General features: G+C 26.1%; 10 protein-coding genes and 1 tRNA gene. 1 reads left to right on the top strand and 10 read right to left on the bottom strand.

The annotated features are described in order from the left end of the window. Positions 1-2: 2 nt before the first annotated feature. The 7 genes from ALEK_RS06565 to ALEK_RS06535 form a co-directional block, all read right to left on the bottom strand. Complete coding sequence (locus ALEK_RS06565; RefSeq protein ID WP_071625951.1) at positions 3-1,499, bottom strand: PhnE/PtxC family ABC transporter permease; 1,497 nt, start codon at positions 1,497-1,499, stop codon at positions 3-5. Continuing rightward, on the bottom strand, positions 1,486-2,145 hold the full coding sequence (locus ALEK_RS06560) for an ATP-binding cassette domain-containing protein (protein WP_071625952.1): 660 nt from the start codon (positions 2,143-2,145) through the stop codon (positions 1,486-1,488). Before ALEK_RS06560 ends, ALEK_RS06565 begins: the two co-directional genes overlap by 14 nt. Next, entirely contained in the window at positions 2,145-2,990 is an 846-nt protein-coding gene (locus ALEK_RS06555; protein ID WP_071625953.1) for a putative selenate ABC transporter substrate-binding protein, read from the bottom strand. Before ALEK_RS06555 ends, ALEK_RS06560 begins: the two co-directional genes overlap by 1 nt. A 168-nt stretch (positions 2,991-3,158) precedes the next feature. Further along, complete coding sequence (locus ALEK_RS06550; protein WP_071625954.1) at positions 3,159-4,658, bottom strand: HD domain-containing phosphohydrolase; 1,500 nt, start codon at positions 4,656-4,658, stop codon at positions 3,159-3,161. A gap of 21 nt (positions 4,659-4,679) precedes the next feature. After that, positions 4,680-10,028, bottom strand: a complete 5,349-nt coding sequence (locus ALEK_RS06545) for a transporter substrate-binding domain-containing protein (protein WP_071625955.1) — start codon at positions 10,026-10,028, stop codon at positions 4,680-4,682. A gap of 22 nt (positions 10,029-10,050) precedes the next feature. Further along, a complete protein-coding gene (locus ALEK_RS06540; protein WP_083574590.1) occupies positions 10,051-11,547 on the bottom strand; it encodes an HD domain-containing phosphohydrolase in 1,497 nt (498 codons plus the stop codon). Positions 11,548-11,561: 14 nt separating this feature from the next. Next, positions 11,562-13,676 (bottom strand): nitrate- and nitrite sensing domain-containing protein, encoded by a 2,115-nt coding sequence (locus tag ALEK_RS06535; RefSeq protein ID WP_071625956.1) that lies wholly within the window; start codon positions 13,674-13,676, stop codon positions 11,562-11,564. 280 nt (positions 13,677-13,956) lie between these two features. On the opposite strand from ALEK_RS06535, the gene selD reads away from it, so the two are divergent. Continuing rightward, on the top strand, positions 13,957-14,994 hold the full coding sequence (gene selD, locus ALEK_RS06530) for a selenide, water dikinase SelD (RefSeq protein ID WP_197950353.1): 1,038 nt from the start codon (positions 13,957-13,959) through the stop codon (positions 14,992-14,994). Positions 14,995-15,014: 20 nt separating this feature from the next. Here the strand turns inward: selD and ALEK_RS06525 are convergent, their stop codons facing one another. From ALEK_RS06525 to ALEK_RS06515, 3 genes are all read right to left on the bottom strand, one after another. Further along, entirely contained in the window at positions 15,015-15,419 is a 405-nt protein-coding gene (locus ALEK_RS06525) for a DUF695 domain-containing protein (RefSeq protein WP_071625958.1), read from the bottom strand. Positions 15,420-15,483: 64 nt separating this feature from the next. After that, entirely contained in the window at positions 15,484-15,822 is a 339-nt protein-coding gene (locus ALEK_RS06520) for a hypothetical protein (protein WP_071625959.1), read from the bottom strand. Positions 15,823-16,018: 196 nt separating this feature from the next. Beyond that, positions 16,019-16,117 (bottom strand) — tRNA-Sec (locus ALEK_RS06515). Positions 16,118-16,156: the final 39 nt, after the last annotated feature.

Below are 16,156 nucleotides of genomic sequence, written 5' to 3'. Positions count from 1 at the left end.
TTTTATTTTAATTCACACCCACATGTAGTGATAGAAGCATCGGTTTTTAGGTAATCTCTTACTTTTTTTGAGATTAAATCTATTGTAATATTTAATAAAGCAGTAAAAAACAACAAAATAACAACTTTATCAAGCCTAATATCAGCAATAGCTGAGTCAATATAGAACCCAAGTGTAGCAACACCTAACATACCTAAGATTGCTGATTCTCTCATAATTACTTCCCATCTGTAAAAAAGAAATGCTAAGAAAGAGTTATATAGTTTTGGTAATACTTCATAAGTATATAAATTAAGGTGTGTTGATTTATCTAAAACATAATCAATCTCATTTGATTGCTTACCAATAATAAAAGCAATAATAGCACCATTATGAAGCATAAGAGCAACAACTGCAGGAAGCATCGAAGCACCAAATATTGATAAAAATAAAAAAGCTAAAATATACTCAGGAGTTGATCTTAAAACTACTAAAAATATATGAGAGAAAAACCTTCCAAACTTACCCACAAATTTATATGAAATCAAAGGAAATAAAACTAATGCTAATACAGCAGTTGCAACAAGTGAAACTTGTGTTAAAACAATAGTGTTAAAAATACCTGGAACTATCTCATTAATGAAGATTTTATAAAACCAAGTTAACCCTTCTATAACTGTATAGTCATTTTTTATAGGACTAGGAACAATGTCTTCAAAAAGAAATCTAGATAGATTCTCACTAGAAAAAGAGTTTAAAGAGAGTGGCATTTGAATTAGTGAAACTACAAATAAAACCAAAATAGTAAACTTATTGAACCAAAATTTAATACTTGCAATTAGAATATAAAAAATGATAAGCATTAGCCATACTTCATTATATAAACCTTCATTAAAAGATGAAGATAAATAATAACCTAAAGTTGTAATACCAACAAATCCTAAAATTGCAGATGATTTCATGGCACATTCAAATCTGTATAATGTATATGAAATTATATGTGGCATTGCATTTGGTAATTTAGTATAAAAAAACAATGAAACTCTTGAAGCTTCTCTTGATACAGTTCTCTTATCAAAAGTGTCATATTCTTCTAATATTTCAGCATATACTTTTGCTAAAATTGCACTATATGGTAAAACTATCGCAAGGATTGCGGTAACTGTACTTAGACCAAATACTTGTAAAAATATTAAAGCCCAAAATATCTCATGAATTGCTCTAATATAAGCAAGTATTGTTCTAACAATAATATTACTAAAATAAAAGGATAATATAAAACCTAAAATAGCAGAAAAAACTATTGCCATTGTAGCAATATAAATAGTTTGAAGTGCCGCATCTATTAATAAATCAATAGATGAAAAGTTGATATCTTTTATTGAAGTTACAAATTTACTAAGTTCTAAAAATGGTTCATATGCAGAAATCTCTAAGTCAGCAAAAAACAAGGAGAAGATAAAAACAGCAATAAAAATTAAACTTACATTTAACTCTTTTGAACTGTTAAGTAGTAACATAATAAAGCCTACTCACATCATCTTTAGTAATGTCACAAGTTTGTTTATCAAGTAATATTTCTCCATTTTTAATACCAATAACTCTAGAGAAAGACTCTAGTGCTAAATCTACATTGTGCATTGCACAAATAATAGTATCAAAAGAATTATGCATAATATCAATAGACTTTTTACAAATATACTCATCTAATGCAGAAATTGGTTCATCTGCTAAAAGTATATTTTTACCTGAGTAGATTGATTTTGCAATTGAAACTCTTTGTTTTTGTCCACCTGATAAGTTAAAAGACTTTGTTAAAAGCTTATCATCTATTTCAAGCTCTTTTAAAATCTTTGTAACTTCATTTAACTCTTTTTTAAATGGTTTTATTAGATTTACTAAATTATAAATCGTTGAATTATTTTGAAGTTTAGAAGTATAGATATTGTGATATGAAGAAAGATTATTTACTAAACCTAAATCTTGAGGTAAATAAGATACCTCTTCGCTTTTTAATTCATATAATCTTTTAAGTAATGTAGATTTCCCACTACCACTTGACCCAAGAAGAGCAATTTTTTCGCCCTTCTTGATTGATAAGTTAATAGAATCTAAAACTTTATTGTTCTCGTATGAGATTGTTTCATTTTCTAAATTAAAAATCATTAGTCAATTAATCCAATTTTTTTAGCAGTTTCATAAACTTTGTCATAATCAGAGTTTTTTGCTTCAACAAACTTAGCTCTTGGGAAAGCATTTAAAATCTCTTTGTCTTCAAGTTTTAAGATAGCATTTTGTACTTTTTTAATAAATCCAGCACCATAGTTTTTATCAACGTCAGATCTAATTGTAAAGTTGTAATCATAGTAATCAGGAGTTCTGTAAATAACTTTTACTTTAGAAGTATCAATATTTCCAGCTTTTAATTCTCTATCCCATACTTTATAGTTAACAGCACCTAATTCATAAGCACCACTTTGAACTAAAGAGATTGTTTTAGAGTGATTTCCTGAAAAACCAACTTTTTTAAATACATCATTTGGAGAAGCATTAAAAGTTTCTCTAATATAATACTCAGGCATTAATCTACCAGAAGTAGAACCTTTTGAACCAAATGTAAAAGTTTTACCTTTTACTGCATCAGATAATTTTTCTGCTTTGTTAATTCCTGTACTTTTATGAGCAATAATATAAGAGTAGAAGTTTGGATCTTCAACACCTTGTGCAATTGCTTGTGAGTCTTTAACTAATTTTCTAGCTTTAACACCTGAAAATCCACCAAACCATGCTAATTGAACTTGGTTGTTTCTAAATGCTGCAACTGATGCAGAGTATGACTTAACTGGAACGAACTTAACGTCAACACCTAATTCTTTAGTAAGATAAACAGCTAACTTAGAGAATCTCTCTTTTAATTTAGTTTCATCTTGATCTGGAATTGCAGTAAATGTAAATGTTTGTGAAAACAGTACTTGTGAAAGTACAAATAGTGTGAAAAGAATTTTTTTCATAAAAAACCTCAAATTTTTTGAAGCAATAATGAAGAAATAAAGTTAATAATGTAGATAAATCATACTTTATGTCCAACCTAAACCTTAGGTCTATATGCTAATTTATAATGGAATATTAATATATCTTGTATAAAATACCTCTTAATAATAGTAAAAATTTTTTTACAATTATAAGGTATCTTTGAATTTATCTCTAATAATTAGGAATTCATCTAAGTTTTTAAAGAAGATATCTACTAAAATTGGATCAAAATGTTTATCTCTTTGCGCTTTAAAATAATCAAAGATTTCTTCATCTTCCCATGCTTTTTTATAAACTCTATCACTACCTAATGCATCAAATACATCAGCTAAAGCTGTAATTCGTCCATAAATATGAATTCCATCACCCTTTAACTCTTGAGGATAACCTGAACCATCAAACTTCTCTTGATGTTGGTGGGCAATAATTGCTGCTGCTTTTAAAATTGTCTTATTAGAAGTTTTTAACATCTCATAACCAATTTGAGCATGTGTCTTCATAATTTCAAACTCTTCAGGTGTAAACTTTCCTGGTTTATTTAATATATTATCAGGAATTGCCACTTTTCCAATATCATGCATTGGACTTGCAAGTTTTACAATTTCACACTCTTCACTAGATAATCCATAATATCTAGCTAAAAGCTTTGAATACTCTGCAACTCTTTTTACATGCATTCCTGTTTCTTTACTTCTAGCTTCAGCAATAGCACCTAATCTAAATACAACTTCTTTTTGTGTATCAATAATCTCTTCATTTAAAAGTTCTATTTCATTTTTTGCTTCTTGCATATCTTTTTGAGCAGTAATATCTTGTGAGATAACTGTATAATTTAAGAAGTTTCCATTTCCATCTAACTCTACTTCTCTTCTAACATAAGCCCAAAGTGTTTGTCCATTTTTAGTTTGAAACTTCACTTCCCCATGCCAAGGTTTATATTCTCTATATGCAAGTTTAATTTCTTCAAATTTATCTTTATCAAAAGTTGCATGGATTAATGAAGTAGTTGAATGTCCTAATAATTCATCTTCTTCATATCCAAAAGCTTTACAAAAAGCTCTACTAACATAAATTAGTTTTCCTATTTTGTTAACTTTACATGTAATTACATTCTTATCTAATGAATTAACTAACTTATTTAAATCATAGTTTAGTAATTCTATTTTTGATTTACTCTCTTCAAGCTCTGTAATATTTTCATAAGATCTAATAGAAGAAACAATAGTAGTTATTAGTTTTTTTGAAGTTAATTCTGTTTTTTCTTTATAATCGTTAATTGCATAATTCATTACAACTTCTGTTTCAGGAACTAATCCTGCTTGTCCAGTACGAAGAACAATCTGTATAAATTGATTTTTCAACTCTTCTCTAATTGTTTTTACTACTTGCAAACCTGTATCATCATTTTCCATAATTACATCAAGAAGAATAAGCACAATATCATCATTATTTTTTACTGCATTTATTGTATCTTCCCCATTATAGGTGCTGATAAATTCTAATTTTTTATTTTTATATACAAAGTTTTTTAATACTGTTTTAGTTAGAGAGTGAACATCATCTTCATCGTCAGCGATTAAGATCTTCCATGTCTCATGGCTCTCTTCAACTTCTTTATTAGCTTTGTAAAAATTTAATTTTCCCATAATTAATTCCTATTAGTCTTATTATACTTCAAAAGTTATAATAAACTCAACACCTTTTGTTTTATTTTCACAAGTTATTTTTCCATTTAGTTTTGTAGTAACAATATTATATATAATATTTAAGCCTAATCCACTACCACCATTTTCTCTATTTGTAGTAAAAAATGGGTTAAATACTTTGGATATATTTTCTTCTTTGATTCCTCTTCCATCGTCTTTATAAAGTATCTTAATATGATTATCTTCTTTAGTTACATAAATAGATAAAAGACCTTTTTCTCTTTTTTCATATCCATGAATAATTGAATTCATAATTAAATTTGTTAATACTTGAGAAATGGCTCCTGGAAAACTATTTATTTTAATATCATCATCACAAGAAATAAAAATATCCAGTTTTGTCTTTTTTGTTACACTGTGAATACTTGCTAATATCTCTTCAATATATGTACGTAATAAGAATTCTCTTTTTTCTTCACTAGTTTGATCAACTGCAACTTGTTTGAAACTTTTAACTAAATTTGCCGCTTTTTTCAAATTTGAGTTAATTAAAATAGCAAGTTCGTCTGATGTATTTAAAAAGTCTTCAAAACTTTCCTGAGTCATTTTATCATTTTTATACAATTTTTTTATTTTATTAGAAATTTCTAGGAAATGACTAGCTCCTGTTAAACCAATACCAATTGGAGTATTGATTTCATGTGCAACACCAGCTACTAAAGCACCAAGACTTGCCATCTTTTCTGATTCAATTAATTGCTCTTGTGTTTGCTGTAAGTTATCAATAGAAATTTCTAGTTCATTATTAGCATCTTCTAATTCATTGTTTCTATCTAAAATTTGTTTTTCAAGTATTTTTTTATCAGAAATATCTCTCCATACTACATGAAGCATAGTTTCATGATTTAATATAATTTTTGTAAGAAGTATAGATATCCAAACTTCTTCACCAGTTGATTTTAGATGAATCCATTCAAATCTATTTGAACCAATTTCTAAACACTCTTCGATTAGTTTTTTAGCTTTAAACTCTGATTTTTCGCCATCTGGTTGATATTCTGGTGATAATTCATGGGGCTCAAGATTTAAGAATTTCTCTTTATCTTTATACTCTAAAATATTTAAAGCAGCATTATTACAATCAATAAACTTTCCATCTTTTAATAAGCTCAGACCATCAGTTGCATCATAAAATAGTGTTTCGAAAGCCTCTTTTTGTTCTTCTAAATCTTTTGATTTTGCTATTAATTCATTTTTAGTATTTACTAGTGTTTCTATGGTATTTTCAATCTTTTTATTTTTTAATTCAATCTCTTTTTTTGCTTGTGATAATTTTCTTGTAAAAATTAAAACAATTAATAAAATTACAGAAAAGATAATAATTATTGTATAAATTACCGAATAATCAACAGCAGTTGAAACTTCTGTTTGAATCCACTTATATTTTATATCTTGTTTTTCTTTTGGTGAAATACTTGTAATAACTTTATTTAAAATACTTTGCAATTCTGGGTAATCTTCTTGAACTAAAAAATGATGTAAAAATTTCACATTAGTTAAACCAACTATTTTTAACTCTGGGAAGTTGTTTTTAATATTATAAATAGCTATTGCACTATGTCCAACAAAGGCGTCAGCTTCTTTTCTTGAAACTAAAGTTAAAGCTTCTTTTTCATCTTTTGTTTCAATAATATCTATATCTAAATTACTACTTTTTAATAATTTATAAGAACTATAACCTTTTGGAACAGCAACTGTTCTACCTTTTAGATCTTTTAATCCATCAATAAAGTTTTCATTCTTATTTGAAACAATTGCATATTTAAAAGAAGTTACAGGTTTAGTAACAAAAGCTTTCTCAAAACTAAATGCCTTATTTCCAATACCTGGTATTAAGTCAATTTCTTTGTTCTTAAACTTTTCTAATACATCTAACCAGTTTTTACTTTTGACATATTCAAACTTTAGGTTTGTTCTTTTTTCAACTAATTTCAGATAATCAGAAAATAAACCATCATGTTTATCATTTTCTGTTATAGATAAAGGTTGCCAATGGGAGCTTGAAAATTTAAGAACTCTCTTCTTTTCTAGAAAAGAAAGTTCATCAGTATCAAAATTAATTCTTTTATTTATATAACCAAATCTTTTATAAACACTTAATATATATTCATAAGCATTAAGATCGCTAAATATATCTATTTGAGGAATAAAAGAGTGATTGTCTTTATGTTTTTTTAAAAGCTTATTATTAAAATATACTTTTATATAACCTACTTTTTGAGGTAAGTCATTAGTTAGATAGTAACTATCTTGTTGAGTAAACTTAGTACTTTCAATTTCAAAATCTTCTGATATTAACATATCTTTATTATTAAAAACTTCGATTTTTTCAATATATGGTAAAGAAGTAAATATACTAAGAATTTTTTCTAAATCAATATGATTATCATCAAAAATAGATTTACTAACTAAAGAAGATATTAAAAAGTTTATTTTTAATTTTGATTCAATATAACCTTCAATATAGTTTTCAACTATCTCTTTATAATCACCATTTTCTTTAATTATTTTAAGATTTTGATTAAATAAATCTCTTAAATTCCGATTATGAAAAGCAACTTTATATTTATTTGGTTTTGATAAAAGATAATTAAAATTATATTCAGATAGTTTATCTTTTGATAATTTATTAAAATGCCATTTGAATATATTTTCATCTAAGATAATCAAATCTGCTTTCTTATTTAAAAACTCTTTTACTTGATAATCTTGAAAAACGTACTCTTTATAGTTTCTAGGTCTATTTTGTAGATTAAATAAAGTGAAGTACTCTTTTCCTAAATACTTATGAGCATTAGAAAATGCAATAACTTTTTTATTGTATAAATCACTTACTTTATTAATTTGGATATTATCCTTTTTTCTTGAAACAATAATATTTTTAAACTCTATAAAAGGCTTAGAATAGAATAGTCCATCTTTTTTATTCTCTTTAACATTAACTGCTAAATCTAAATCATTATTCTGCAATAAAACTGTATTCATCTTTGGTGTTAGGAATTTTCTTACTCTATTAATTTTGATTGAGTTTAAATCAAATATTTTTTTAAGTAAATCATATTCAATTCCTCTTATATATTTCTCACTTAAAACATAAGGAGCTTTTTCTGTCGTTAATGCAATATTTATCTCTTTTTTTACATTTACTTTATTTAACCATTTTGATATGATTTGATTTCGCTCTACTTCTGATACTGTGTCCAAAGATTTATTTAAAATACTTTTTAATAGATCTTTATCTTCTTTCATAAAAATATGTAAGCCCTTAGATTTAATACTATTTTGAGAAATAGGTTTTAAATTAGTGATTAGAAATTCTCTTAATTTACTCTCTACTGAGACTTGAATTTCAAATAAGGCATCAACTTCATTATTAAGAACAAATTGAATAGACTCCTCTAAATCTTTTGTTTCAATAATATTTATATTAGGAAACTTCTCTTTTATTAAAGTAATTGTTGCAAAATCTTTTTGAATTGCAATTTTCTTATTATTTAAATCACTTAAAGATTTAACACTTTTATTATCTGATCTCACATAAATATAGTTTTTTAGGGATAAGTATTGTTTTGAAAAATCACCATATTTATCTCTTTGTTTTGTATATAAAGTCGTAGGTAAAATATCAATATTACCTTTTTTAAATGAGTCCAACAACTCATCCCAAGTGCCTCTTATATACTCAAACTTTAAGCCTGAATTAGAAAAAGCCTTCATAACAATCTCTCCAGCAATTCCTTCCACCTTATTATTCTTCATTCCAATAATTGCAGTCCAATCTTCAACTCCTACTTTTAGAGTTTTAGAGTTATTAATAAAAGAAACTTCTTCTTTTGAAAAATTCTTCTTATTTTTTAACCATTTTTGTTTTAAAGAATAGAGTTCATCTGGGCTTATTTTATTTATTGCTTTAGAAAGAATAGAACTAAATATTTCATTCTTTTTTAATGTACCAATTGATAACTCACTATATTTACTGTAAATAGAATCAATAATTTTTAAATTGTATTTATTTAAATCAATAACTTTAGCATTCTCAAGTAATGCCACATCTACAATTCCTTCATTTATTCCTTTTAGAATTCCCTTTATACTGTTAATGTGCATAATATTGGCATTTGGTGCATCTTTTTTAATTATAAGATTAGTAATAGAATTCTCGAAGGTTGCAACTTTATGACTATTAAAATCTTTTAAACTTTTTATTGTTCTATTACTCTTTCTAGTAACAATAAAGTAAGGGCTATAATAATAAGAAGGTGTGAAATTAAAAATTTCTTCTCTATTCTTAGACCATGATAGCCCTGGGATTCCTGATGTTTCGCCTGTGATAACAGAATCATATGCTTTGGACCAAGTGTCTAAAACCTTTATTTTTATTTGACTATTTAAAATTTTATTAATTTTATTAATCAAATCAATATGGAATCCTTCCACAACACCTAAAGATGAAATAGAACTATATCTATCCCAATCTTTTACAACCGCTAAACTAAGATTTGAATTATTTTTTAACCATTCTCGCTCTTTAGCATTTAGAAAATCACTTTTTTGTTTTTTCTCAAAATATCTAAAAGAATCATCTACAATCCATTTTTTTTCAATATCAATTATCTCACTTAAAGAAACCTCTTTTGTGCTATTTTTTAGAACTTCTTTTAATTTAAGATTATCTTTTTTAATTGCCCAATAAAACCAATTTTGCAATTTAAAATCATCTAATTTTGATACTTTATTAAAGTTGTAATTATTTATTAGTTGAAACCATACTTCTAAAGAATCATTAATAAATAAATCTATCTCATGTAAATCTAAAGCTTTATATAATTTCTTGTGAGTTTCATATTTTTTTATTTTTGTATTTGGAAAGTTTTTTTTTAGATATGCTTCATATTTATTGTTTTTAAGTAATCCAATGTTTTTATTTTTAATATCATTAATACTTTTTATTTTATTTATAAACCTTGAATCAAAATATACAAAAGATTGAGAGGGGTATACAATATTAATAAAATCTAATTTTTGAGATAAGTTTATGTCTTTAAATAAACCAGAATGAATATCTACTTTTTCTTCATCTAAAGCAGTAATAGAGTCTTCTTTTGAGTAAGCAAGAAATTCTATTTCTTTATTGTTTTTTTTAGCCCATTGTTTCCAATAATCAACAAAGATACCATGAACAAAGCCTCCATCATCAATAAATGAGTATGGAAACATATCTTTTACAATAGCTATCTTTATTTTTTTCTCTTCTGCAAATAAAGTATTTAGCATAAACAAAAATATTATTAAGAAATTTATAATTCTCATAAAGTCACCTTTTGTTTGAAAACTATTGGTCCACGAATGTATCCCTAATATCTAAAAATTCATCTAGATGCTCAAAGAAAATATCTATTAATTTAGGATCAAAATGTTTAGCTCTTTGCTCTTTAAATAGTTTAAATATTTCTTCATCACTCCAAGCGCTCTTATATACTCGTTCACTTCCTAAAGCATCAAAAACATCTGCTAATGCTGTGATTCTACCATATATATGTATATCTTCACCTTTTAAATTCTGAGGATATCCGCTACCATCGTACTTTTCTTGATGCTGATGAGCAATTATAGCTGCTGCTTTTAAAATTGTTTTTGGAGATGATTTTAACATCTCATAACCAATCTGAGCATGAGTTTTCATAATTTCAAACTCTTCATCTGTAAATTTTCCTGGTTTATTCAAAATATTATCAGGAATTGCTACTTTTCCAATATCATGCATTGGACTTGCCATTTTTATAATATCAGCTTCTTCTTCACTCAAACCAGAGTATAAAGCTAAAAGTTTTGAGTACTCTGCAACTCTTTTTACATGCATTCCTGTTTCTTTACTTCTAGCTTCGGCAATAGCTCCTAGTCTGAAAACAACATCTTTTTGAGTATCAATTATCTCTTCATTTAAAGATTCTATTTCTTTATTTGCTAATTCCATTTCAATTTTAGCTTTTTCAATAGCTTTTTTTTCTGTAATATTTTGAGAAATTGCAGTGTAATATAAAAAGTTTCCTTCAACATCATATTCAGGTGAAATAATAGTTGATAACCAGTATAAACTACCATCTTTCCTTTTATCTTGAATTTCACCTTTCCAAACATTACCAGAACTAATTGTATTCCATAAGTCATCGTATACTTCTTGTGCAGTATTAGAACTTTTTAATAGAGAATGAGTATTTCCAATAAGTTCTTCTTTTGTGTAACCAGTAAGTTCACAAAATGCTTCTGTAACATAAACAATTTCACCTTCTTTATTAGTTCTTGCGGCAATTACAAATTCATCATAAATAGATAATAAACCACCTAATTCATGGTTTAGTTTTTTTATATTTTTCATGTTTTCAAAAGAACGAATAGATGTAGTAATTGTAGTTAGAAGTTTTTGAGATGTTAATTCAGTTTTTTCTTTATAATCATTAATTGCATAGTTCATAACTACATCATCTTCTAGTACTTGTCCAGATTGCCCTGTACGTAATATTATTTGGATAAAATCATTGCATAATTCTTCTCTTATTCGTTTTACTACTTCTAATCCTGCATGATCATTTTCCATAATAACATCTAATAGAACTAACACAATATCATCATTTTCTTTTAATATTTCTACAGTATCTTTTCCACTATAAGCGCTGATAAATTCTAATTGTTTGTTTTTATATTCAAAGTTCTTTAATACAGTTTTTGTAAGTAAATGAACATCTTCTTCATCGTCGGATATTAAGATTTTCCATTTTTCTGCATTATCATTTAAAATTTTATTTTTATTAGAGAATTTCATATTTCCCATAATTTATTCCTATTTTATATTTTAAAAGTAATTAAAAATTCTGTACCTACAGGTTCATTACTTTTACATTTTATCGTTCCGTTTAATTGTTTAGTTATTATATTATATATTATATTTAAACCTAAACCACTTCCACCATTTTCTCTATTTGTAGTGAAAAAAGGATCAAAAATCTTAAGTAGATTCTCACTTGGAATACCTTTACCATCATCTTTATAGCTAATAACTAAGTTTTCATCTATTACTTTTATATCTATAATTATTTTTCCTTGTTTTATCTCATCATAACCATGAATTATTGAATTCATTATCAAGTTTGTAATTATTTGAGATAAAAGACCAGGATAAGAATAGATCTTAATATTTGAATCACACTGAATATCTACTTCTAGTTCTGTTCTTTTTAAAACATTTCCAATACTTAATAAAAGCTCGTTTAGATACTTTTCTAAGGCAAAAGTTCTTTTTTCTTCACTAGTTTGGTCTACAGCAATTTGTTTAAAACTTTTTACTAATTCTGCTGCTTTTGATAAGTTTAGATTAATTAGTTTTGCTAAATCAACAGAACTATTTAGATAATCTTCAAAATCATCTTCTCCCATATTATCACTATCATATAACTTTTTTAGTTTATCAGTCATCTCTAGGAAATGGCTACTTCCTGTAATACCAATACCTACAGGAGTATTTATTTCGTGTGCTACTCCAGCAACTAATCCACCTAAACTTGCCATTTTTTCTGATTCAATTAATTGTGTTTGTGTCTTTTTTAAATTATCTAATGATACTTCATACTCTTCATTTGTATGTTGTAATTCTTCAATTGTTAACTCTAAATTGTTAGCCATTTGATTTAGGATATTTTTTAGTTCATTTAAAATTGGATTTGATATTTCACTTGTTAATCTTTGGTGTAAATTACCTTTTTCAAACTCTTTTATAATTACAATAGCTTCATTTAATACAGCTTTATCTTCATCAAGATTTTTCTTAGTTGTTTCTATATTCTTATTAACAATCTTTGACATAGATGCAAATTCATCATTAGTAGACTCATTAAGAACCTCGATTTTTTCACTTTTTTGGTTTAAATAATCAAAGAATGATAATAAACCAATTTTAAAGTTATGTAATGATTTTAAAATTCTTTTTTGCGTCAAATATGTAAAAATTGTAAAAATTAAAATTGAAGAAATCATAATAATTGATAAAAGAATTAGTTCAGATTTTGATTTATTTTTATAATTAAAAACATCTTTTTTTAGTTGTTTTATAAAAAATAAATTTTGTTCTTGATAAAAATTTATTTTTTTTGTAGTACTATCAAACCAATACATAGGTCTAATATCTATATTATCTCTACCATTCCAATTTATAAACTTTTCTATTAACTCATCAACATAAGCTAACTTACTGCTTTGTATTTTTTCCTTGAAGTATTGTCTATTTTCGAGGGATAAATAAAAATAAAAATTGTCTTTATAAATTTCTATTGAGGTTGCAACTTCTTTGAACCTAAATATAGATTCATCAGAAAAGTTCCAAACTAAAACAATAGAACCTATAGCTCTCTCAAGTCCTAATCTATCTTTTAATAGAAGTAAATTGTTAAAAGCAATTAAATCATTTGTAATTTCTGGATTATTTGATATTTTGGATAGATATAAAAGATTACTTAAAAATTCATCATTTATCTTCGTAAAAAAGTCTATTACTTCAAAAACATCAATTGATTCATTTATGATTAACATTCTTTTTAAATCAATATTATCTTTATACATTGATAATATTTTTTTTATTCTTTCTTTTATTTCATTATCGTAAGAATCAATGTTTTTATAAAAAACATGTTCAAATTCTTTGAATACTTTTGTTGTTTTTACTCTTTGATTAACAAGTCTTTCTCTAAAAACATCTGCACCAGAGATAATGAATGCAGCTGAAAGACCTCTTTCTTTTTGCATTTCATGTACTAAGTGAGAAATATCATCAGATAAATCAATCATTTCTTCAATACTTAGAGCACGTTTGTAATTGTCATAAGAATCTTCAACTATTTTGATTCCGAGAAAACAAATTATTATAATTGATAAGGATGCAATTGCTATTAATTTACTCTGGAGACTCATAAATAGTCCTTTTTTAATATATTTAATTATACTAACATAATAAAAATAAATACTTTTGTATGATTTTAATAAGATAATTATAGTAAAAAATATTTTACCTCTATTTAACCATACCTTAAATCATTTGCTTGTAGAATATTGTCTACTAATTTGCATTGACCTATGTATTAGGTTTACATAAGTGTAATAACTAACATTTTTATACTATAACTACCTAGATATGGTATAACTTAAAAATAATTACTACTTTAATAATCACAGATGCAAAATAAGGAATATAATGAATAACGAATATAAACTAACTAAATTCGTTAAAGCTGCTGGGTGAGCCGCAAAAATGGGTCCGGGGGACTTGAAACAAACAATTTGCAACTTAACTCCAACAGATAGCAGAATTTTAGTTGGCTTTGATACGGCCGAAGACGCTAGTGTTTATCAAATTAATGATGAACAAGCAATGGTACAAACTTTAGATTTTATTACTCCTGTTATTGATGATCCATATATTTATGGAAAAATTGCTGCTGCAAACTCATTATCTGATGTTTTTGCAATGGGTGCAGAAGTAAAAACAGCATTAAATATTGTAGGTTTTGACAAAAAGAACCTATCTTATGAAGCATTAGGAGAAATCCTAAATGGTGGAAATGAAAAAATCAAAGAGTGTGGAGGTTTACTTTTAGGTGGACATACTATTGAATCACCTGAAATGTATTATGGTTTATCTGTAACTGGAATGATTCATCCAAATGAAATAGTAAGAAACAATACTGCCCAAATAGGTCATGTTTTAGTTCTTACAAAACCAATTGGAATGGGGATTTTAACTACAGCTATAAAAAGAGATTTATTACCAATTGAATTAATGAAACATTGTGCAGATATTATGGAAGCACTAAACTATCTTCCATCTAAAATCATGAGAAAATATGATATTAGTTCTTGTACAGATATTACTGGATTTGGATTATTAGGTCATGCCTTAGAGTGTACAAATGAATTGACTTCAATGATGATTGAATGTCAAAGTGTTCCTATTATTGAGGAAGCTATATCATTATCTAATGATGATGTAATTCCTGGTGGAACAAAGAAAAATATTAAATATCTAGAAGATAAAGTATTATATATGAATAACTTATCCAACTATTGTAAATCATTATTATGTGATGCTCAGACATCAGGTGGTTTATTAATTGCTATGGATAAAAATGATGCTAAAGAGTATATAAAAGAGATAGAAGATTTAACTTTCGGATATGCTTCAGTTATTGGAGAAGTTATTCCAAAAGGAGCAAAAGATATTATAGTTCACTAACTATAATATTCTTTTTGTATTTAAGCTTTTAGCTTTTTGATACTGTTTCCATTATCGTTTAAAATAATTTCAAATTCACATTTAAAAAGTGGATTTGATTTTAGAAATGAAATACAATCATAAACTGTCTTTTGTGCATCATCACAATAAATGAAAAACTTCATAGTTCCCTCAAATATATCAACACCTAATAATTTCAACTCACCATTTTGTTCAAAGTTCACTAAATGATTCTGTTCAAAAGCTGTAAAAAAAGCTAAACAAGAAGGATCAGGAAACATAATGTCATCCGCTACATGGTATTTGTGTTTTACAACAAGTAGGTTTTTAAATTTTCCATCAAGATTATCTTCATTTATATCTGTTCTTAATCTCAACATTTGATTTATGTTTTTTGTTGGTACTAGTTGCCAAGAGTCTTCCATATATGTCCTTCTTTTTTTATTTTTTTAAAATACAATATTTTATATAAAAATATAGTAAAAACTTCTAAGAAATAAATACAAAAAGAAAATCATAAATAGATATAAAAAAGTGTACTAAAATAAAAATAGAAAATACAAAAGAAAAATAATACATGAAGTAATACCCTATTTTTAGTATTACAAAAATCAAACCTTCTTTTTGAAAAAACTCTTTATAATAAAGTAGCTGTCCAATCATGCCTAAACTAGCTATAAACCCGCCCAAAGACCCTATTGGCTTCACATAAACATCTTTTGTATAAATCTCACTCATTAAAGCATAAGTAATAAAAAGTATGAATCCCAAAGCAATAAGTTTCTCTCCATGAGAGTATAGGAATTCTTTTGTATTTGTAATTGACATAATTTGTTTATTCCTTATTAATATAAATTTTTATTTTATTTTAGAAAAAGTTTTTAAATATACATATTAAAATTATTAAAAAGTAAAAAAAACTTTACTATTATCTTAAGTAATAATGAATATTTAATTGGATAAAATCTCAGAACAATTTTGTAAGAAAGTATGATTCTTCGGGGGTTGTAGCCATTTTAGTTAATGGCGAGAAGGTGTAGGAATCGAACCTACCGCGGCGTTTACACAAAAACCGCCGATCAGGGTTGAAGCCTGCGGTGTCCACCAGGATCACATACCCCCCGTTTAAGAAGAGTGAAATCTTACACAAAATATTTTTAAA

Source organism: Poseidonibacter lekithochrous, assembly GCF_013283835.1.
GTDB lineage: Bacteria > Campylobacterota > Campylobacteria > Campylobacterales > Arcobacteraceae > Poseidonibacter > Poseidonibacter lekithochrous.
Note: the sequence above shows the minus strand (reverse complement) of the source record. Positions and strands in the feature narration are given on the sequence as shown.